The organism is Rhizobium sp. BK512 (genome assembly GCF_014194915.1).
In the GTDB taxonomy this organism is placed as follows: Bacteria; Pseudomonadota; Alphaproteobacteria; order Rhizobiales; family Rhizobiaceae; genus Rhizobium.
Window position 1 is genome coordinate 102,153 of sequence record NZ_JACIAS010000005.1, and the last position, 21,419, is coordinate 123,571.

General features: G+C 60.0%; 15 protein-coding genes and 1 pseudogene. 2 read left to right on the forward strand and 14 right to left on the reverse strand.

The window, feature by feature from the left end; all coding sequences use genetic code 11:
• Window positions 1–31: 31 nt before the first annotated feature.
• Complete coding sequence (locus FHX06_RS18555; RefSeq protein WP_210300580.1) at window positions 32–922, reverse strand: AraC family transcriptional regulator; 891 nt, start codon at window positions 920–922, stop codon at window positions 32–34.
• A 217-nt stretch (window positions 923–1,139) separates the two neighbouring features.
• On the opposite strand from FHX06_RS18555, the gene FHX06_RS18560 reads away from it, so the two are divergent.
• Both FHX06_RS18560 and FHX06_RS18565 read left to right on the forward strand, forming a co-directional pair.
• Window positions 1,140–1,895, forward strand: coding sequence for an SDR family NAD(P)-dependent oxidoreductase (locus FHX06_RS18560; protein WP_183880394.1), 756 nt, complete (start codon window positions 1,140–1,142; stop codon window positions 1,893–1,895).
• Window positions 1,896–2,190: 295 nt separating this feature from the next.
• Complete coding sequence (locus FHX06_RS18565; protein ID WP_183880396.1) at window positions 2,191–5,457, forward strand: GH36-type glycosyl hydrolase domain-containing protein; 3,267 nt, start codon at window positions 2,191–2,193, stop codon at window positions 5,455–5,457.
• Here the strand turns inward: FHX06_RS18565 and FHX06_RS18570 are convergent.
• The 13 genes and pseudogenes from FHX06_RS18570 to FHX06_RS18630 all read right to left on the reverse strand — a co-directional run bounded on the left by FHX06_RS18570 (window position 5,454) and on the right by FHX06_RS18630 (window position 21,332).
• The gene (locus FHX06_RS18570; RefSeq protein WP_112542356.1) at window positions 5,454–6,473 is read right to left on the reverse strand and encodes a dipeptide ABC transporter ATP-binding protein; all 1,020 of its coding nucleotides are present in this window, start codon (window positions 6,471–6,473) and stop codon (window positions 5,454–5,456) included. The two genes, FHX06_RS18565 and FHX06_RS18570, sit on opposite strands and share 4 nt — an antisense overlap.
• A complete protein-coding gene (locus FHX06_RS35620) occupies window positions 6,470–7,474 on the reverse strand; it encodes an ABC transporter ATP-binding protein (protein WP_183880399.1) in 1,005 nt (334 codons plus the stop codon). The genes FHX06_RS18570 and FHX06_RS35620 overlap by 4 nt, the downstream gene beginning before the upstream one ends.
• Before the next feature lie 58 nt (window positions 7,475–7,532).
• Window positions 7,533–8,195 (reverse strand): annotated as a pseudogene (locus FHX06_RS36200) (ABC transporter permease); the annotation flags it as partial.
• Window positions 8,192–9,127 (reverse strand): ABC transporter permease, encoded by a 936-nt coding sequence (locus tag FHX06_RS18585; protein ID WP_112971600.1) that lies wholly within the window; start codon window positions 9,125–9,127, stop codon window positions 8,192–8,194. The gene FHX06_RS18585 and the pseudogene FHX06_RS36200, both read right to left, overlap by 4 nt.
• A 93-nt stretch (window positions 9,128–9,220) precedes the next feature.
• Window positions 9,221–11,782, reverse strand: a complete 2,562-nt coding sequence (locus tag FHX06_RS18590; RefSeq protein ID WP_113212371.1) for a hypothetical protein — start codon at window positions 11,780–11,782, stop codon at window positions 9,221–9,223.
• Window positions 11,783–11,990: 208 nt separating this feature from the next.
• Window positions 11,991–13,610 carry an ABC transporter substrate-binding protein gene (locus FHX06_RS18595; RefSeq protein WP_112971679.1) on the reverse strand — a complete coding sequence of 540 codons (1,620 nt, stop codon included), beginning with the start codon at window positions 13,608–13,610 and terminating at the stop codon, window positions 11,991–11,993.
• A 220-nt stretch (window positions 13,611–13,830) separates the two neighbouring features.
• The gene (locus tag FHX06_RS18600; RefSeq protein ID WP_113117726.1) at window positions 13,831–14,925 is read right to left on the reverse strand and encodes a LacI family DNA-binding transcriptional regulator; all 1,095 of its coding nucleotides are present in this window, start codon (window positions 14,923–14,925) and stop codon (window positions 13,831–13,833) included.
• 383 nt (window positions 14,926–15,308) lie between these two features.
• Complete coding sequence (locus FHX06_RS18605; protein ID WP_113205098.1) at window positions 15,309–16,178, reverse strand: sugar phosphate isomerase/epimerase family protein; 870 nt, start codon at window positions 16,176–16,178, stop codon at window positions 15,309–15,311.
• 94 nt (window positions 16,179–16,272) lie between these two features.
• Window positions 16,273–16,920, reverse strand: a complete 648-nt coding sequence (locus tag FHX06_RS18610) for a nucleoside triphosphate hydrolase (RefSeq protein ID WP_113212370.1) — start codon at window positions 16,918–16,920, stop codon at window positions 16,273–16,275.
• 69 nt (window positions 16,921–16,989) lie between these two features.
• The gene (locus tag FHX06_RS18615) at window positions 16,990–17,838 is read right to left on the reverse strand and encodes a sugar phosphate isomerase/epimerase family protein (RefSeq protein WP_113212385.1); all 849 of its coding nucleotides are present in this window, start codon (window positions 17,836–17,838) and stop codon (window positions 16,990–16,992) included.
• A gap of 2 nt (window positions 17,839–17,840) precedes the next feature.
• Window positions 17,841–18,836 (reverse strand): ABC transporter permease, encoded by a 996-nt coding sequence (locus tag FHX06_RS18620; RefSeq protein WP_113014745.1) that lies wholly within the window; start codon window positions 18,834–18,836, stop codon window positions 17,841–17,843.
• Window positions 18,833–19,849, reverse strand: a complete 1,017-nt coding sequence (locus tag FHX06_RS18625; protein ID WP_112542366.1) for an ABC transporter permease — start codon at window positions 19,847–19,849, stop codon at window positions 18,833–18,835. The genes FHX06_RS18620 and FHX06_RS18625 overlap by 4 nt, the downstream gene beginning before the upstream one ends.
• A complete protein-coding gene (locus FHX06_RS18630) occupies window positions 19,842–21,332 on the reverse strand; it encodes a sugar ABC transporter ATP-binding protein (RefSeq protein WP_113212369.1) in 1,491 nt (496 codons plus the stop codon). Before FHX06_RS18630 ends, FHX06_RS18625 begins: the two co-directional genes overlap by 8 nt.
• Between the last annotated feature and the right edge of the window lie 87 nt (window positions 21,333–21,419).

Here is a 21,419-nt window from a genome sequence, read left to right on the forward strand (position 1 = left end):
AACGCGGAGTAAAAACCTTGCCTTGCCGAGCTCACGCCGCGGTTGCGCCATTTTCCAGCAACGCCTTGAGATCACGAACGGGCGGTGCTCCAAACTGGCGGGCATATTCCCTCGTGAACTGCGTGATGCTCTCATAGCCGACGGAATATGCAGCCGAACTGGCCGGAACGCCATCCGAGATCATCTGCCTTCGCGCCTCGATCAGGCGCAACTGCTTCTGGAACTGAAGTGGTGACAATGTGGTCACTGCGCGGAAATGCTGGTGAAATGACGAAAGGCTCATGCCCGCCGTCTCTGCAAGCTCATTCACTCGCAAGGGACGAGCGAAGCCTTCGCGGATCATGGCAACGGCACGACCAATTCTCTCCGCATGGCCATCTGCCTGACCGAGCGCCCGGATCGAGGCTCCGTGTTTGCCGGTCATCAGCCAGAAATGCATCTCCCTTAGATGCTGTCTCGCCAGGATCGGCATGACTGAGGGCCGATCAATGAGGCTCATGAGCCTGGCGGCGATGTCCGCGACCTCAGTTTCCGTCGGGTCTACCTTAACGGGTTTCGAAGTCGAAGCTGTCACCGGACCAATCTCCGAACCCAGTTCACGGATCATGGCGAGGTCAAGTTCGAGAACGAGAGAATAATAGGGAGCAATGCGGCTTGCCGTTGTGATCTGGCTCACCGTTGGGACATCAGCGGTGATCAGGAGGCTATCGCCTGCGCCGAAGTCGAACGTTTCCGGCCCGATGCTCACTCTCTTGCGACCCTGGAGTACCAGCGCGACCAGAGGCCTGTTGATCGCAAACTGGATTTCGCTTGGGTTCAGGGCGCGGATAGCCGTCAGACCGGCGATCGGAGTTGCCGCCGCTCCGAAGCGATCGACGTTGATGTCTGCATGACGGCGGACGATCTCCAGCAAACCCATCAGAACTCCCATGACAATGGAGAAAAAGGCAAGTCGAAATCGTCCGCCTGCCTTTAATGACGCCAGATTATCAGGCCTTTGAGGCATGGCGCAAGCGCGTGGGGCAAGGTCACTCTTCGCTTTCGGATAAATAGGCAATTCGTTTGGAGAAATAGGCAGCAGTTCCAATCGAGCTGGGGGCAATGTGCTGATCAGCAATCAGCACAAAAGGAGTTGACCTATGACGACGATCTCAATCGTAACCGGCGGCAGCCGTGGCCTTGGACGGAACACCGCCATGAGCATCGCCAAGCATGGTGGCGATGTTATCTTGACCTACCGAAATGGCGCGGAAGAAGCCAAGGCTGTCGTGGCCGAAATAGAAGCTCTCGGCCGCAAGGCAGTGGCGCTGCAGCTCGACGTCGGCACCATATCGGCATTCCCGGCCTTCGTGGACGCCGTTCGATCCGTCCTGACGGTTACCTGGTCGCGTACCAATTTCGATCACCTCATCAACAATGCCGGTCATGGCGAGATGGCGGGCTTCGCAGAGACCACCGAAGCGCAGTTCGACAGTCTCTTCAATGTCCACGTCAAGGGCGTCTTCTTCCTGACCCAGACCCTGCTCCCGCTCATTGTCGACGGCGGCCGTATCGTCAATTTCTCGTCCGGCCTCACCCGCGTTTCCTATCCGGGATTTTCCGCCTATTCGGCAGCCAAAGGAGCGGTCGAAATACTCACGCTCTACCTGGCAAAAGAGCTCGGAAGTCGCGGAATTGCGGCGAATACGGTCGCTCCAGGTGCGATAGCGACAGATTTCCTGGGCGGCGCGGTACGCGATACGCCCGCCTATAACGAGGCATTCGCAAAAATGATCGCCCTTGGCCGCGTCGGGCTGCCAAACGATATTGGCCCGATGATCGCCAGCCTGATTGGCCCTGACAACGGCTGGGTCACGGCACAGCGCATTGAAGTGTCTGGCGGTCAGAATATCTAGTCAACCAGGGCCGGTTCGGCGCTACGCCAGACCGGCCTCGAATGCCTTCAATACATCTGCCCTCCCCGAGAAAATCTTGTTCCGCAACGGTGGGAAGGCGATGCGCTTCAATACTCGCGTCGTCGAGGGGCCAAGGCGGACTTGGCTAAGCCGTCCTCCCTCTTAAGTCATCGTTTGCTTCACTCTGATTTGAGTTCATCATGGGCGCCATGATCTAACCAGTGACATTGGGTAATATTTCGCACAAACATTCTGCGTCATTGTCCGATTCCCTTTAGGCGACACGAGATCTCACATGCCCACGAGACTGAATCGCAAATTGCAGATGCCCCGCCGCGACGACCTCGGCCTTCTGACGATCGCCAACGGCACTGGCCTTTCCATCTCCGCCCTGCCGAACGGCACGCTGTTTTCCATCGACTATGGCGACAGCCTCGGATCGGTGCAGATCAACCAGATCCAGGGATCGCCGCTGTCCGGCGGCGTCGGACGGCTCTATCTGCGGATTGGTGGCAAGAAGCCTGCCACCGCCGAGATTGTCGGCCCACGGGCGCAGGGCAAGTTCGGCTTTAGCGAAGCGGGTTTCTCCTGGAGCGGAAATGTCGCCGATATCCGCTATCAGGTTAGCCTCGTGCTTGCCCCTTCAGAGACGACGTGGTTCTGGCATGTGACGCTGACGCATTCCGGCACGGAAAAACTGCCGGCCGATCTCGTCCTGGTTCAGGATATCGGCCTCGGCGACCGCGGCTTCCTGATGAACAGCGAGGCCTATGCGTCGCAATATATCGACCATCATATTGCCAAGCATCCGGTCTTCGGGCCTGTGGTGATGAACCGCCAGAACCTGAAGCAGGGCGGCGGGCGCAATCCCTGGCTCGCGCAGGGCTGCCTGGAAGGTGTCTCCGCTTACGCCACCGATGCAATCCAGTTGGTAAAATCGGCTGCCGCGAACGATGATCGTCTCGTCGGTCCCTTCGGCACCGATCTGCCGAGCCAGCGCCGCCAGCATGAAATGGCCTGCCCAGCCCTTCAATCGAAGCCGCTCGCCGTTTCAGCCGAGGGCGTCACCGCAAGTTTCTTCGGCCTTTTCCTTAACGATCACCAGGCGGCGTCCGATAATGCCGACCTGTCCCGCCTCGACCATCTGAGCACCATCGGAAAGAATGTATCAGGCGCGGCCGAACAGACACCGCCGCGCGGCATCCTGCAGGATGCCGGGCTGTTGGCCGCCGAGGCACTGGACGAGAAAGCGCTCGCCCGTCTCTATCCGGCGCGCGTGCTTGAAGAGCGCGTCGAGGGAAAGCTCCTCTCCTTCTTCGTGCCCGAGGGCGCTCTCAACCGTCACGTGGTCCTGCAAGAGAAGGAGTCACACGTGGCGCGCCGTCATGGCGCGATCGTGCGCAGCGGCCAGAACATGCTGCTCGACGATGTGACGCTGGCCTCGACTTGCTGGATGCAAGGCATTTTTGCTGCACAGCTGACGATCGGCAACACATCCTTCCACAAGCTATTTTCCGTCTCGCGCGAGCCCTACAACCTCACTCGGACGAGCGGTTTGCGCATTCTTGTCGATGCCGGTCATGGCTGGCAGCTCCTCGGCGTGCCCTCAGCCTTCGACATGGGCCTCAGTGACTGCCGCTGGATCTACCGCCTTGCCGACCGCACCATCATCGTGACGGCTGCGGCATCGGGTGAAGACCCCGCCATGCAATGGGCTGTCTCCGTCGAGGGCAAGCCGTGCCGGTTCCTCGTGTTCGGTCATCTCGTTCTCGGCGAGCGGGAATATGATGCGAGCGGTTATGTCGAATTCGACGGCGAAGCCAAGCGCATCCGCTTCCGCCCTGACCCGCATTGGCTCTGGGGCGAGCGTTTTCCCGATGCAAGCTACTGGCTGGTAAGCTCCACGCCTGGCGCCATCGAGGCGGTCGGTGGCGACGAGCTTCTCTATGAGGACGGCGTTGCTCGCAACGGCGCTTTCATTGCCCTGCGCTCCACCGAGACACAGGCGCTCTCCTTCGCCGTCGTCGGCTCGATGACCGATATGGCGGAGGCCGAGCGACTGGCGGATCGCTACGCAAGCGGCGTCACTCAGGAGATGATGCTGGCACCAGCCTCGCGCTTCTGGCAGCATGCCATTCGCGGCCTGACGTTCGACAAGCCGAAAGGCGATGCCATAGCCTATGCGACGATCCTGCCCTGGCTCGCGCATGATGCGATCGTGCATCTGAGCGTGCCGCACGGATTGGAACAATATACCGGTGCTGCCTGGGGCACACGCGATGCGTGTCAGGGACCGGTGGAATTCCTGCTCGCCTATGAGCATGATCGCGAAGCCAAGGAAGTGGTGAAGACTGTCTTCAGCGAACAGTACCTCGAAAAGGGCGACTGGCCGCAATGGTTCATGCTGGAACCCTATTCCAACATCCGCTCCGGCGACAGCCACGGCGATATCGTCGTCTGGCCGTTGAAGGCGCTCTGCGACTATATCGAGGCGACCGGCGACCTTGCCATCCTCGACGAAAAGGTGGCCTGGCGCGATGACAAGACCATGGGCAGGGCACCCGCCGATACGATCAGCGTCCATGTCGACAAGCTTCTCGCGACGGTGCGTGAGCGCTTCATTCCCGGCACACATCTGATCCGCTATGGCGAAGGCGACTGGAACGATTCCCTGCAGCCGGCCGATCCGCATCTTCGTGACTGGATGGTGAGCAGCTGGACCGTGTCCCTGCTCTATGAGCAGATCGTGCGTTATTCCGCCATCCTGCGGCGTATCGGCAAAGGCGCCGACGCCACCGAACTGCGCAAGATCGCCACCGCCATGCGGCGCGATTTCAACAAGCACCTGATCCGCGGTGGCGTTGTCGCCGGTTACGGCATCTTCGACCCCGCCCATAACGGCGTCGAGCTGCTGCTGCATCCCGATGACAAGCGCACGGGTCTGCACTATTCGCTGATCTCGATGACGCAGGCCATGCTCGGCAAGCTCTTCACGCCGGAGCAGCGGCGGGCGCATATGAAGCTGATCGAAAAACACCTGCTCTTCCCGGATGGCGTGCGCCTGATGGAGAAGCCGGCGACCTATGCCGGCGGCCCGGAAACGCTGTTCCGGCGCGCAGAATCCTCCTCCTTCTTCGGCCGCGAGATCGGCCTCATGTATGTGCATGCGCATCTGCGCTACTGCGAGACGCTCGCCATCGCCGAGGATGCGAAGGCGCTCTGGAAGACGATCGGCCTCGTCAACCCGATCTCCGTCACCGACGCCCTGCCGCACGCGTCGCTGCGCCAGCGCAACACCTATTTCAGCAGCAGCGATGCCGCGTTCCTCGACCGTTATCAGGCGATGACCGACTGGGATCGGGTCAAGAAAGGCGAGATCGATATCGATGGTGGCTGGCGCATCTATTCCAGCGGTCCCGGCCTCTATGCGCGCAGCTTCATCGAGAACATCCTCGGCTTCAAGCGCCGCTTCGGACGGCGCAAGCGCGAACCGCTACTGCCGTCGTCCGCGTCGATCACGATCAAGACGGATCATGCGCCCTGGCGGCGGTTGAAGCGCTAGAACTCGGCGACGACTTCCCGCACGCGCGGCGGGATTGGATTGGGCGCGGCGAAATGGCAGGCGGCCATCTGGCCGCTCGCAACCTCTTTCAGGGCGGGCCGCTCGACCTTGCAAATGTCCTTGGCAATCGGGCAGCGCGTATGGAAGCTGCAGCCGGACGGAATGCGCGATGGGCTCGGCACATCGCCTTCAAGCACGATACGGCGGCTTTTGCGATCCGGGTCGGGCTCTGGCGCGGCAGACAGCAGCGCCTGCGTATAAGGGTGCTGCGGGGCCGAATAGACCTTCCGCTTGTCGCCGATCTCTACGATCCTGCCGAGATACATCACCGCTACGCGGTCGGCGATATGGCGCACGACGGCAAGGTCGTGGGCGATAAAGAGGAAGGAGAAACCCTTCGTCTCCTGCAAATCCTGCATCAGGTTGATGATCTGCGCCTGCACGGAAACATCGAGCGCCGAGACCGGCTCGTCGGCGACGATAAAACCGGGATTGAGGGAGATCGCCCGGGCGATACCGATGCGTTGACGCTGACCGCCGGAAAACTGCCTGGGATAGCGGTCCATAGCGCTCGTTGGCAGACCGACCTGGGTAAGGAGATCGGCGACCCTTTCGCGCCGTTCGCGCTTCGAGCGGACGAGACCGAAGGCGTCCAGCGGTTCTCCGATGATTTCCGCGATGGAGCGGCGCGGGCTGAGTGAACCATAGGGGTCCTGAAAGATCATCTGCACATTACGGCGCATGCTGCGCATCTTCTCGTGCGACAACGCCGTCAATTCCGTACCCTCGAAGAAGACGCGACCATCCGTCGGCTCGATCAGCCTCAGCAGCAACCGTCCGAGCGTGGACTTGCCGCAGCCGGATTCGCCCACCAGCGCCAGCGTTTCCCCACGCAAGATCTCGAAACTCAAATCATCGACAGCGCGCACGCCACTGCTCTCCTGCTTGAAGGACAGCATGCCACCGTCGGAAAAGACCTTGCTCAACCCCTCGGCACGCAGGATCGCATTCATCACATATGCTCCTCGATCGATGGGAGGGATGCCTTGTTTTCGGCGGTGACCCAGCAGGCGGCCTTGTGTTTCGGGCCGAAGGCAAACATCGGCGGCATTTCACTGCGGCACTTGTCGATATGCAAAGGACAGCGGGCGTAAAAGGGACAGCCCTGCTTCACCGAGCCCGCGGTCGGCACCGAGCCCGGGATCTGGTAGAGGCGCGAGCGCTCGTCGTCGAGGCGCGGGATCGATTTGAGCAGTCCCTGCGTATAGGGATGGCTCGGGTTCCTGAAGATCGAGCGGACATCGGCGTCCTCGACCACTCGTCCGGCATACATGACGATGACGCGATCGCAGACCTCGGCGATGACGCCGAGATCGTGCGAGATCAAGAGCACGGCGGTGTTCAGCGTCTTGCGCACCTTCGCCATCAGGTCGAGCACCTGGGCCTGGATGGTGACGTCGAGTGCCGTCGTCGGCTCGTCTGCGATCAAGAGTTTCGGATTGCAGGCAACGGCCATGGCAATCATCACGCGCTGGCGCATGCCGCCAGAGAACTGATGCGGATAGGCATCGAGGCGGCCTTCCGGATTGGGGATGCCGACGAGTTTCAGAAGCTCGATGATGCGGGCGCGACGCTGTTGACGGCTCATCCTCTCATGCAGCTTGATTGCTTCGCCGATCTGGTCGCCGATCGTCATGACCGGGTTCAGAGAACTCATCGGCTCCTGAAAGATCATCGCGATATCGCGACCGCGGATCTCCGGCATCGCGCTTGCCGGCAGTTTCAGCAGATCGTTGCCCTCGAAACTAATCTTGCCAGCGGAAATCCGACAGAGCTCCGGCACAAGCCGCATGATCGATAGCGACGTGATCGACTTGCCGGAACCAGACTCGCCGACAATACCGACCGCTCCGCCGGCCTCGATCTCGAAGCTCACATCGTCGACGACGACAACAGGGTTCGTCGCCGTTCCGAATTCTACCCGCAGATGCTCGACGCTCAGCAAGGGTTGCTTCATTGCGCCGTCTCCGGATCGAGCACGTCGCGCACGGCGTCACCGATCGGATGGCTGACGCGACCCAGAGCGTCATCAGCACGACGATCGGGGCTGCGATATTCGGGATGATGTGCCGGAAAATGATGACAGGCGTGCGCACGCCGACCGCGATTGCCGCTTCCACGTAAGGTTCTTGCTTGACGGCCAGTGTCGAGGCACGGGCGACGCGGGCAAAGCCGGGAATGAAGGCGACGGTGATGACTGCGATGATATTCCAGAAGCCACCGCCGAGAACAGCGGCGATGATGATGGCGAGCAGCAATTCCGGGAAAGCGAGCAGCAGATCGATCAGGCGCGAAATGATGCGATCGGTGATACCGCCGAAATAACCGGCCGTGACGCCGAGCAGCGTGCCGAAGATCGCTGCCAGAACCGGCGAGATGAAGCCGAAGATCAGCGAATTGCGCGAGCCATAAATCATGCGCGACAGCACATCGCGCCCGAACTGATCGGTTCCGAGCCAATGGGCTGCTGACGGCTTCTGGTTGATCGCCAGGATGCTCTGGGCGAGCGGGTCGTAAGGCGCGAGCCAAGGCGCAAAGGCGGCGACGAAGATGAAGATCAATACCACAAGCAACGCAAAGCTGGTCGATATGCGCCCATAGAGAATGTGGCGGAACGCATCTGCCAGCCGGTGGTCGTCCGTGATGATCTGGGGAGCCTGTTCTGATGTGGCCATCATTTCACCCGGATTCTTGGATCGACAACGATGTAGATGAGGTCCATCGCCAGGTTGATCAGCACGACGAACATCGCGAAGACGACGACGCCCCCCTGGATGACACCGTAGTCGCGCTCGGCGATGGCGCTGATCAAAAGCTTGCCGATGCCGGGACGATTGAAGACGAGTTCTATCGCCACCGAGCCGGAGAGGGTTGCAAGCATGCTGAGGCCAAGCCCGGTCGTCAGCGGCAGAAGCGCGTTGCGCAATCCATGGCGATAGATGACGCGCGTTTCGCGCGCGCCCTTGGCACGGGCAGTCCGCACATAATCGCGGCCCATTACCTCCAGCAGCGAGGTACGGGTCAGGCGACCAATAAAGGCAGCCTTCACAAGGGCCAGTGTCAGCGCCGGCAGGAACACGTGGTGCATGCGGTCGATGAAGCCTGTGCCGCCCCCATTGATCGGGAACCAGCCGAGATTGAGCGCGAAGGTGATGAGAAGCAGCGCGCCGAGATAAAAATCGGGAATGGCGTAGCCAAACAGCGAAAAACCGCGCATGGCCGAATCCGGCAATCCGTTGCGGTGCGTGGCCGCCCAAACGCCGAAGGGTACGCCAACGACAACCCCCATGATCATCGCGACGATCGTCAGCTCGATCGTATAGGGAAGATTATAGGCGATCAGGCCGAGCACCGGCTGGTCGGTCATGACCGAACGGCCGAAATCCAGGCTGAGCGTTCCGATGACAAAGTTGATATATTGCTGCCACAGGGGAGCATTCAGCCCCATGCGCTCTCGAAAGAGCTGGAGTTGTTCGGCCGTGGCATTGTCGCCAAGCGCCGCAATCGCCGGATCGCCGGGCAGGATGCGCATGGCGATGAAGACGAGTGTCAAAACCAGCAGGATGGTCGGAATGGCATCCGCCAGCCTGAACAAGAGATACCGGGTCACAGATCCGTCTCCTCCCTGTTACCGCCGGAGCGGTCTCCTCCTTTGGCGCCGCCGGCGTTCCCGTCAACGGACGTCCATGATGGTATGCAAGCTTCAGTTCTGCAGCGCCGTGTAATAGGGCTCGTTGGAAAGATTGTCCTCAAGACCCGGTGACAGCACGCTTCGCCCGCCCCTCCTCGAGCTGACGAAAAACTGCAGGTGAAACTTGGAGTCGGTGTAATCGCCGGGAATGGTGGCGTCGAAGCCATTGCCATTCCGTGTCATCTTCGCCGAACTCCAACGCTCGGCCTGATTGACGTGACGATAGTGCAGCACCGGCTCCTCGTCCATGGTTTCATCGACACGCACCGTCAGCGCTTCGCCCGCCTTGAACGTCGCGGGCGCTATGATGCCTGCCGCGCTGGCGATCACAGGTCGGCGAGCCTTGAGTGCTTTCACGGCTGCGAGCACCTGTTCGCCCGCCTGCACCGATTCAAACTTGCCGCCGCCGCGCAGTGACTCCAGGTCGAGAACCTCGGCCGCCATCTCCGGCAGGCGCGACTGCCAGGAACCACGCAGCCAGGATTGTGTTCCGTAAGTCAGGTCGTCGTGGTAGACATCGCGCGAAATATCAGCGGCCGCCTGCCAGGCCATGACCGACCGCTTGGCGTGATCGATTGCCGGCTCGATCAGTGTCGTCACCTTGGTGGCAATGAACAGCTCGGCCCAACAAGCCGCGCGGAACCGCTCGGCAAAGAAACGGGCGATGCCGGCTGCGATCTGCACATCGATCATGATGCGCTGGACAGTGGCGGAGCCGAAGCTTTTGGTCGCCTTCACACCCGTTAGCGCCGTCTCACAGCCTTCCGCCATCTCGTCCAGCCAGTCGGCCACATCAAGCGGCGTGTAGCGATGCGAGGGCTTTCCCGCGAGAAGCAGTTCCGCATATTCGCGCGCATTGGCAAAGAGCGCTGAATCGAAGGTCGGCGCATTTCCGAAACGGACCGGCCCTTCCATGTCGAAAGCGTAGGCGCGACGGCCCGAGCCCTCGACAAGCGGGAGGTTGGTATAGACCTCCGGCCAGTAGTGATTGTTAGAGGCCGAAGGGCCATGCGCCAGGGTGATCAGCGGCAGCACGCGGCTTGCCCAGGAGAGCCCCTTCTCGCAATCGGCGGCGGCATCGCCGCATTCATGTTCGAGATAACGCATCCAGCTTTCGCGCGGCGCTTCAGGATAGTAGAGCAGTCGCCCCCAGATACGGTATTGATACTCATATTTCTGCCAGTCGTAGCGCGTCGGCAGACCGTGCTTCTGGTAATTGAAGCGGCCACCGGGAATGCCGGTGCCCATACGGCCCTTGAAGCTCTGCGGCTCGCACCATTCAACGCCATCGGAGCCTGCGAACATGGAGCTGCGGCCATAACCGGCGGCAAATTCCGGATCGCCCCAGAGAAGCACGCGCTGCGTTCCCGCCCAGATGCGATAGATGACCTTGTAGTCCTTGTCCTTCGTCAGAAGGTCACCATAGCTGTAGCGCAGGAATTTTCGGGACCCTTCGCTGAGCTGCTCGCGCTCGCTGCGCGCCACTTCCGGCGGGTATTCCTTGTTGCGGATAGCTGACTGGTGATAGGGCGGCCCCATATGCTCGGCGAGATATTTTGGCGAAGCGGCAAAGGGCATTCCGGACTCCCGGGCGATCTGCAGCATGGTGTGATCGAGACCCTTGCCATGCATGTCGATCTCGACTGGACGACCGGCAGCGGCAACACCTGCAAACGCCTCCTTCCAGAAACCGTATTCGCCTTCGGCAATGCCGCCCTCGACATGGACACGGAATGTCAGGCCGGTGATCTCGGGCACCTGGCGCAGCAATTCGGTGATCGCATCACGGCAATAGGGAGCGAGATTATCATCCGTCACGCCCGTGACCGTGTAATTGGCCCGCGGGACATCGTCGAAATCATAGCGCTGCGTCCAGAGCGCCAGCTGGAATTCCAATCCGCGCCTGGCCGCCTCACGACCAATGAATTTCAGCATCTCAAGATTGGTTTCGCGCTCCTCATCGGAGAGCTCGGTAACCTCGACGCCGTAACCCGGCAGCTTCAATAGAAACGGATAAGGGAAATAGAAGTAGACGTCGGTAATCCACGGATTGTGGTAGGGATAGTTGTAGCCCATGCCAAGCGTCAGGGCGAAACGGTTGAAGCGGTTCGATGCCAGCATGGTCAGATAGTCGCGCCATTGCTGCTTGTCGTAGAACCAGACCTTGTCTTCCTCCTCGCTGCAGAAAAGCCGAGCGATGCTGCGGATGCGGGCTGACGGCTGTTCGGTGAGCGGAAACTTGCCTGCGAACAGGTCTTCGTCACCACTATAGCGCACCCGGTCGGCGAGTTCGGTCAAAGCATAGACCATGCCCCTGTCGTCATGCGCCCAGACGGCAATCACGTTGCCGTCCCGGGTTAGAGCAAAAGCTTCCTCACTACGCGCCATCGCAGCCGGCGCCTGCGGCGATCCCACCTCGCCCACGATGATCGAGATGTCCTGCCCCGATGCGTTGTCCGAGAATTTCGCGCCCCTCCGCTTCAGGCGGCTGCGCAGTTCGTCGATTGCCCATGTGACGCCGTCCGAAAGCGGCTTGGATGGCAGGCTGATGGATATGGTGTTGGCTTGCGCCATGTCTGACCTCACAGGAGAAGGACCAATATCTGCGCGCAGAGCGCAACACCCCGGTTCAAGAGCGGGGAGAAATGACGATGTCGGAGCGTGTTCGCGACTGGAGCACCGGGCTGAAACTTATGAAGCGGTTTTCAGGGTAATCCGATGCTTCAACAAAGCTTAGAGCGGCAGAGGCATTTCTCTTCTTCCACCCGCCGCCCTCAAAGGTTCAGGCCTTGATCTTGGCCTTGGTCAGCGGCCAGTTCACATAGCCGGAAACCACGTCGTAGCCGAGATCGACTTTTTCGGAACGAACGACCATGAAGCCGTTGTTGGAAACGGGCAGGATGACCGCGTCCGTGAGGGCTTTGATCTCGATTTCCTTGACGATTTCCAGACGCTTGTTGAGGTCCGGTTCGGCAAGCGCCTTGCCCAGGAGGTCGTCGATCCCTGGAATGGCAACGCCGTAATGGCTCATATTTGCCCCGCCATTGCCATCCGAGCGAACTTCGGCGCCTTTCGACAAGTAGGTGACGATCACCTGTGTCGGCACCGGCGGCAGGGCAGATGACTGCTGCGACAGTGTGTTGGTGCCGATGTTCTGATCGGCATGGAAGGCGGTATGGTCCTTGATGTTGAGTTCCATGTTGATGCCGACCTTGCGCAACTGCGCCTGGATCATCAGCATGATCGCCGAAAAGTCCTCGCGCTGCGACGTATCGTTCTTGAAGCTAAAACCATCAGGGAATCCGGCTTCTGCAAGCAGGGACTTTGCCTTTTCGGGATCATACTTGTAGGCAACGTCCGCCGGAATGTTCTCCGCGGAGAAGCCACCGGGATAGGAGGGCGGATTGAGCCCATAGGTGCGTTTGCTGATCGGCGCGATTGCCGTGGTGATTTCGTCACGATCGATCGCGTAGAAGAGCGCCTGGCGCACACGCACATCGTCGAAAGGCTTCTTCGTCAGATTGACCTGCATGGTGAAGAAACTGCCGGGGCTGGCGACGTCGAAGATCAGGTTCGGATCGCGCTGCGACATGGAGGCCGCCCAGCCGGGGGCGCGAACGCCCTCGATCAGATGCACGTCGCCTGACAGCAGCGCCAGCGTACGCGCCGTCGTATCGGCGATATAGAGGCATTGCAGCTTCGGTGTCGCCGGCTGGACGTCCCAGTGCTCCGCATTGGCGACCAGCATGACGCCCTGCGACGGATCCGGATAGACTGTCTCCAGCACGTAAGGACCGGTTCCGATCGGATCACGGCCGATCGGTTCTTCGCCCTTTTCCTCAACTGCCTTCTTGCTCATGACCGAGGCGTCGTAGTCGCTGAGAGCACCGAGCAGGAAGAGCGGATCCGGCTGCGCCAACTTGAACGTGACCGTGTAAGGATCGTCAGCCACGACCTCGCTGATATTGGTGAATTTCGGACGTACCCCGCCCACGCGAACGGCATCGCGAATGCGATCGAACGTGAACTTGACGTCCTCGGACGTCATCTCACCATAACCCTTGTGAAATTTGACGCCTTGGCGGAGTTTCAGGGTCCAGGACTTTGAATCCGGTGTCGAGCTCCAGCTCGTCGCAAGGCGCGGTACGAGTTCGTCTATCGTTGCCGGAAACTTCCAGAGCGGCAGGTCAACAAGCTTGTCGTAAATGTGAATAATCGCCCAGTTATCGACACCCTGGATCGACTTTGCAGGATCGATCGTCTTGAGGCCGCGGGCAGCAAAAGCAATTTTCAATGTATCGGTGGCTTGCGCAAAAGCGGCCGGCCCCAGGCTTGCCGCAATACCGGCGCCGACAACAGCAGCCGCAGAGTTTTCCATGAATCGACGTCGAGTAATCGCCATGCTCAGATCCTCCCTTATCGAGGCGCTGCATCCCGTCTGACGCTTGATTTCCTGTGTTTTTATTGTGGAGCGTCTTCTGGGTCGACGAGCAACGCAATGGGACGGTAGCGCTACCAGACATAAGCGTCAAGTTTGTTCGGCCGCAGATTTATGGGCGTTTCGGAAAAGCTCTTATTCAAATAGCGACATATGCCGAAGGCGAAACGCGGTACTCCCGGTGTCAGCGGCCAGTCAGCCCGCGCCGCAGTTCACCGCTGCGGTCGGTGCTGACGCGTCTCTGGATTTTGAAGCCCAGGTCGATAATCCGGTCTCCACCGTCGTCTCCGTTCAAGCGGCGACGGAGCGCCATGACGGCGTTATAGCCGGATTCCCAGCGTGGGCTGCGCACGCTGGTGATCGAAGGATAGGCTGCGGCCATGATGTCGAAATCGTTGAAGCCGGCGATACCGAAATCCTCGGGCACGCGGATACCGCGCTCCATACACTCGAACAGGGCGCCAAGCGCCATGACGTCATTGTTGCAGAAGACGGCGTCCATATCTGGATTAGCGTCCAGAAGATTGGCCATCAGCTTGCGGCCTGTCGAAGGGGTTGCAAAACGCGGCGTTTCCCAGCCTACCCCTTCGGGAATATGGTCGCTTCTGTCGATCGGCGAAATATAGCTCGGGTTATAGATGCCGGCTTCCGTCAGCGTGTCCTTCAGACCGGAGTAACGGCCGAAGGAACGGCCATTCAGCCAGCCGCTTAGAAAACCGATATGCCGATAGCCCGCCTCGATCAGGTGACGGGTGATCGCCCGCCCCGCCTCATAATGTGAAAAGCCGATGATCGTATCGATCGGCTTGTCCGTCAGGTCCATGATCTGGATAACCGGACACCTGGCATTTTCCAGCATCTCGCGCGACCGGTCGTTCTGTTCGGTACCAGAGACGATCATGCCCGCCGGCTTCTGCCGCAACATCTGTGCGATCAGCCGCTCTTCCTCTTCCGGCTGGTAGCGGGTGTTGCCCATCTGGATCTGCAGTTCCGTACCTTCCACGCCGTCGTACACACCGCGTAAAACGTCGGAGAAGATGTTCTGGGTGAGCGAGGGGACCAGCACGCCGATGACATCGGCCCTGACGGACGCAAGCGCCCGGGCGCTGAGATTGGGAACATAGTTCAGTTCCTTCACCGCCTTGTCGATATTGGCGCGAAGGGCGGCGGAAACCTGGCTCGGATCGCGCAGCGCCCGCGACACCGTGATCGCGCCAACCCCGGCCAGGCGCGCAACATCCGCAATCGTGGGGCGACCATCGGTCCGTCGGCTTCGCAATCTTCTTCCCTCGCGGCATTTCGGAACAGCGCTGCACGTCTTACTTGGGAGGCTTCTCAGGCATTACCCAAAACGAATATGTCAATTCCAAAAAGCAGCGCCGAAGTCAACGCAGACGCAAGACCGGCCGGCGAGGCAGCGCATTGAGAACTGTAGGGCGCGATACCCCTGTGACGGTTGCGATCATGGAAACGAAATGGGGTTTACTTATCTCGGTCTATTTGCCGCGACTAGAAGCCCCATCAGGCCAATTGCCGTCGCAAACCTTGAGAAAACAGGTCGCCACGGCACCTATCACGACTGCAGGGTTTCGGCGATCCGGCTCCCTGCATCTCGTAGAGGTCTAGAGATCGTGATGCACGTCAGATGAGGGCTTCGGCAGGTCAACCGCCGAGCACAAATCGAGAAAATGCAAGGGCGCTCCGCGCATCCTCGTCCATTTTTGCTTCGTCCGCGCCATCGCTCAGATCGCGCCAAACCCTGATGTCTGACCCGATCGTTCCGCCGGTCTTTACGAACGGCTCCATGACAACGACGCCCGCGTAATTGATATCGCGAAGTGCAAGACCGATCTCGTGCCAAGGCATTCTGCCTTTACCGGGGACGCGGCGATTGCTTTCGCCGGTATGGAAATGTCCGAGCAGCGGGCCGGCGGTACGGATCGCTTCTCCGAAACTGTCTTCCTCGATGTTCATATGGAAAGTATCGAGCATCACTTTGACATTCGGCTTCCCGACATCCTTGACGAATGCCACGCCCTCCGCAGCAGTGTTGAGAACGTGGTTCTCAAAGCGGTTGAGCACTTCGATGCAAAGATTGATACCGAGGTTTCCGGCGAAGTCCGCAATGCCATGAATGCCCTCGACCCCACGCGCCCGATCGCCCTCCTTGTCGACTGGCTTGGAGTAGTCCACCGGCCAATAGGAATGGAGCGCGCCACCAATTGTCTTGATATCGAGCTTTGCGACATTTGTGAGCGTCTGCTCGAAGAATGCCTTTCCCGCCTGGCGCACCGCAATGTCCGGTGACGACAGATTCTTGGCCTTCGACGGGCCAATCCCGGCCGTCAGGATGATGTTGTTATCCTTGGCAGTCTGTCTGATTTCCGCAAGTTCGGCATCGCTGTAGTCATTGATGTGGTGTGCGGCGACCTCGATGACGTCGAAGCCAAGTTTCGCGACCTTTTCGACATAGGGGCCGAACTTGGCGCTCCACTCATGTTCCCAGTAAGAATAATAAATCCCGTGTTTCATAGGAGTCTCCAAGTTTCAGTTGCAGATCCCGCCGATCGTCCTTGGCGGGGTTGACAGTGGACTGTCGCGGCGACCTCCGGTCGGCCTGGACGGATCAGTTGTTCTCGATGTGGAGATCGGGCTCGGCGCTTCCGGCCACGATTGCAAGGCCGTTAGGAAGATCGTTCTCTTCGACCTTCCGGCGAATTTCCGCAGCGTCCAGGCCGTAGTTGCGCCAGCGGTTTTGAAGTCTCTGCCGCAGATGATCCTCGTCCACGTCGACAAACACCGTGAAGTCGAAAATCTCTTTCAGCTTGTCCCAGGGAGCCTGTCGCGCAAGCAGGTAGTTACCCTCGCAGACGATGATCTTTGTAGACTGAGGAATGAGACTGCCGCCGGCGCGAGCAATCTCGATCGAGCGGTCGAATACCGGAACGGCAACAACGTCATCCTCGTTGGCCTTCAGGCGCTTGAGCATGTGGCGCAAACCATGCGCATCGAACGTATCGATTGCTCCCTTGTAGGGGCGGCGGCCCATCTGCTCCAAGACGGCATCGTCGTAGTGATATCCGTCCATCGGGAACAGAGCAGCTTTCAGACGCTGGTCGTTGTTGATCGCTTCGACGGCGCGCTCTGCGAGCGTCGATTTGCCTGAACCCGGCGCACCTGCAATCGCTATCAGAACTCTCCGACCGCCGTTTTCCGCAAAGCGCTGAACCGCGATCTTCGCTATCTTCCGCGCGTTTTCGTCAATTTTGCTCAATGAGTTCCTCCCATTGCCTCTCCGCATTTTCGGCGGCTAACACCATCCGGAAACGCCAACCATTCGAAGTCATGCCAGTTGATATTGGGCGGCCTTGTTGCGTAGGAACGAGAGGCCGTTGCCCATGACTTCGTCCTCGTCACGCGCGACCGGGCGCCACGTCGATATGTCGCCGGCCATCTCCGGCGGCATGCTGACGAAGCTCTCCAAGGTCAGCGCCCCCTTGAAGCCGATCGCAGACAGAGCTGCGAAAATCGAATCCCAAGGGACGTTTCCTGCTCCGGGCGTTCCGCGGTCGCTCTCGGACAAATGCATGTACTTGAGATGCTCACGCGCAACGAGAATGCCGTTGGCTGCCCCCTTTTCCTCGATGTTCATGTGGAATGTGTCGAGGTGGACAAAGACGTTGTCCATCCCGATGCGTTCGACCAGGGCCACGGCCTGTTCTGCCGAGTTGATCAAATGGCTCTCGTATCGGTTCACCGCTTCCACACCGAATTGGATACCTTGTGCCTTGGCCTGCTTGGCTGCAGCACCGAGCGCATGAGCAACATTGTCATATTCTGCCTGTGTCGGCGGAACGCCGGTGCGTTCGTTGGTGCCGCCATAAGTGACACCCGTAAGCGCCTCGGCTCCCATCAGGGCCGCCTTGTCGATCGCCACCTTCAGGTGCTCAATTGCGGCCTCGGGCCGGACGGATGCCCAGGCGGCCTGCGGTAGCACGAGCGAACATGCCGCACGCAGGCCATGCTTTTCCAGGAGCTCGCGTGTATGCCCGGCATCTACCGATGCGGCGTCTGCGAGCGGAATTTCAATGAATTCCATATTGTACCTAGCTGCGCCGGCGATGGCTCGCTCTGCGCCTGCGCGGTCCCACTTCATTGTCCACATGCTTGCGTGAATACCGAACCCTTGCACGGTCACCCCTTCTTTCTGCGCGATGCGATGTAGGTTGAAACGATGGTTCTTGCCGCCATGACGACGATCATCAGCACGCCCCAGAGTGCTGTCGCGAGATGCTGGTTTGCGCCCATGAGATTGAGGCCGGAAGACAGAAGCTGGAGCACGATAAGCGCGACGAACACCGGCAACACACGGCCAAACCCGCCGAACGGATTGATGCCGCCGAGAAACGCCGCAAGCACCGTGATCAACAGATAGGATTCACCGTGGCCGACGCGGACCGAGTTGAAACGGGCGAGCATGATAACGCCGGCGACCGCGCACATGAGGCCCGAAAGCGTGTAGACCAGAACCAGTATGCGGCGCGTATTCAGGCCGGAGTAGCGTGCCGCCTCGATATTTGAACCGACCATCAACAGCCCGAAGCCGAGTTTGAAGCGCGTCAGCAGGAGCTGCCACAGGCCAACGCAGGCGATGAAGATCAAAAGCGGGATCGGCAATCCCAGGATCGAACCATGCCCGATCGGAGCTATGAAGGAAGGGAATCCGGACACATCGCCGCCGCGGGTCAGAAATTCGCCGAGGCCACGCAGGAAGATCATCATGGATAGCGTGACGAGAATTGGATGCGCCCGTGTGTAGGCGATCGCAGCACCGGTCATCAGCCCGGCAGCGCCACCGGTGGCGAGTGCGGCAAGGACACCGAGCAGGAACGCGCCTGGAGACGCGTCGGCCCCGCCGTACATCTGCATCACCGAGGCTGCGGCCAATCCGGAAAGGTTTGCCGTGAAGGTGATGGAGAGGTTGATCCCGCCGGTCAGGAGGGGAAGCAGCATGGCGAGCGTGAGAAGCCCGAGTTCAGGAAGCTGGAAGGCAACCGAACCGAATGTTGCCGCGGAGATGAAATTGTTTGCGGCCAGGCCGAAGATGACGATCACCGCCACGAATGCGATAGCCGGTCCGGTCATATCGGCGCCAAAGGTGGCATTGAACTTTTGAGCCATGGCCTTCATTGGTGCGTGCCCTTCCTCTTGGTGCTATCCGTGGCGAGAAACGGGAAAAGCTTGTCGATCCGTGCGGACGAGAGCGTGATGGCGATGAGGATGATCGCGCCGACGATCATCTTGAATGCAAAGGGCGACACGCCCATCAGGTTGAGACCGTTTTGGGTGATCGAGACCATCAAGACGCCGAGCACGCAGCCGATGACCGAGCCCTTGCCGCCTCCGAGCCTCGCACCGCCGAGAACCGTAGCCGCCAGGACATCCAGTTCCCGGCCATAGAGGGCGTTCGGAACGACTTCCTCGGCATAGTGGGCCTGCATCAATCCGGCGATCCCGGCCATGAGACCCATCCAGCCAAACGAAATGTAGTGCATCGCCGCGATATTGATCCCGAAGCGGCGTGCCCCTTCCGGATTGTCACCAAATGCGTAGAGCTGCCGTCCGATGGTGGTGCGGGAAATCATGAACCAGGTCGCGAGGCAGCAAAGGATCATGACGACGACAGGCAGTGTCAGCTCGATCCAGGAGCCGTCAGCCATCTCGCGTTCGAAAAATACCACGCGCGTCGTCAGCCATTCCGGCAGGTCGTAGATCGACACGCCCTTGGTGAAGAACATCAGCAGCCCGAAGAAGATGTTGAAGGTCGAGATGGTTGCGACGATCGAGATGATATGCAGCCGGTAAACCAGGGCCGCGTTGATCAGACCCAGGCCAATGCCGATGGCGCCGGCGATTATGAAGCCTTCCGCCCAGTTGCCGCCGCCCAATGCGCCAAGGGCCAGCGCGGTAATGTATTGGACCACCGAGGCGGCCACAGCGAAGGAAATGTCGATCCCGCCCGAGATCAGGACGACGAGAAGGCCAACCGCAAAGATGATGTTGACGGCCGAGACGTTCAGCACATCGAACGCGTTCGAGATCGTAAAAAACCGATCGGTGGCCAAAGACAGCCCGACGCAAAGCACGACCATGACCGCCAGAAGCGTGAATTCCGTTGTGTGTCCAAGGATCAGCCTACGCATAGACGGCAGACTCCAGTTCGGTGAGCGATAAATGTCGCGGGTCGTAGGTTGCGCGGATCCTGCCTTCGACCATGTGAATGATGCGATCCGCATTGAAGTAGACTTCCGGCGGCTCGTCGGAGATCAGAATGATCGCAAGGCCCTGAGCAGCAAGCTTGCGCACGATCTCGAAGATGCCTGCGCGCGCACCGACGTCTACGCCCACTGTCGGGGCGTCGAGAATGAGGATCTTCGGACCGATCGCGAGCCATTTGGCAATCGCGACACGTTGCTGGTTACCGCCCGACAACGTCCGGATGGGGTCGTCGGCCGTACCGACCTTGACACCGAGCGCCGAAATCCAGTGGCTGACCACACTCGCCTTCTTCACGGGCGAGATCATCCCCCCGGACAGAAGCTTATCGAGCGATGCCATGACCAGGTTGTCGGCTATCGACTGCGGCTGGTTGAGGCCGAGAGACAGACGGTCTTCGGAGAGGTAGCCAACGCCGGCGCGAATTGCGTCGCGATTGGAGCCGAACTTGACGGTCTTGCCCTCGATGGCGATTTCCCCCGCCTGCGGACGGTGCATCCCGAAGAGTGTAAGCGCCAGTTCGGTGCGGCCGGCGCCGAGGAGGCCGGTAATACCGAGCGTCTCACCTCGGCGAAGGTCGAACGATATATCTTCGAACTCCGTTGCGCGCGTCAGCCCGCGGACGGAAAGCACGACCTGCGCGTCGTCGTGATCGGCGGCGACGACGGAACTGTCGAAGTTTCTGCCGGTCATCAGCTCGGTCACCCGTGATTGAGTCATGCCCTCGACAGGGAAGACGCCAACGAGCGCTCCGTCGCGAAGCACGGTCATGCGGTCCGAGATTTCGAGCACCTCCGCGAGACGGTGCGAGACGAAGACCACGGCCACTCCGGACGCCGACAGGTTGCGCACGATATCGATCAGGTAATCGGTCTCGGATTGCGTCAGCGAAGCGGTCGGCTCGTCCATGAAGACAAGACGCGCCTCGCCGACAAGAGCGCGTGCGATCGCAACGATCTGGCGTTGGGCGATCGGCAACTCCTTCAATGGAAGATGGATATCGATGCTGACGCCGAGACGGCTGAGCGCTTTCCTGGCTGCTTCCTCGATGGCGCGTTTGTCGACGAGACCATATTTGCCGTTGACGGCATACTGAAACCCGATGTTCTCGGCGACGGTCATTTCCCCGAACAGTGCCAGGTCCTGCCAGATCACCTGGATGCCGAGCGATTGCGCCAACGTGGGTGTCATGGCCGAGATCGCCTTGCCGTCGAAGAAGAACTCGGCGCCCTCCTGTGGCTTGTAGACCCCCGTAATGACCTTGATGAGCGTGCTCTTGCCGCAGCCGTTCTCCCCCGCCAGGCAATGCACCTCCCCCGGGTTGACTTCAAACGACACGCCCTTCAGCGCGCGCACGCCGCCGAAGGTCACCTTGATGTTCTTGAGTGAAAGCAGCGGTCCGTCGCTCATGGAGTATCCTCCTGTTCAGCCGCTGGATGGCGGCTGGTTCAGGTTTTCCGATATTCGTAAACTGGGGGGTCGCGGGAATTGTCCGCG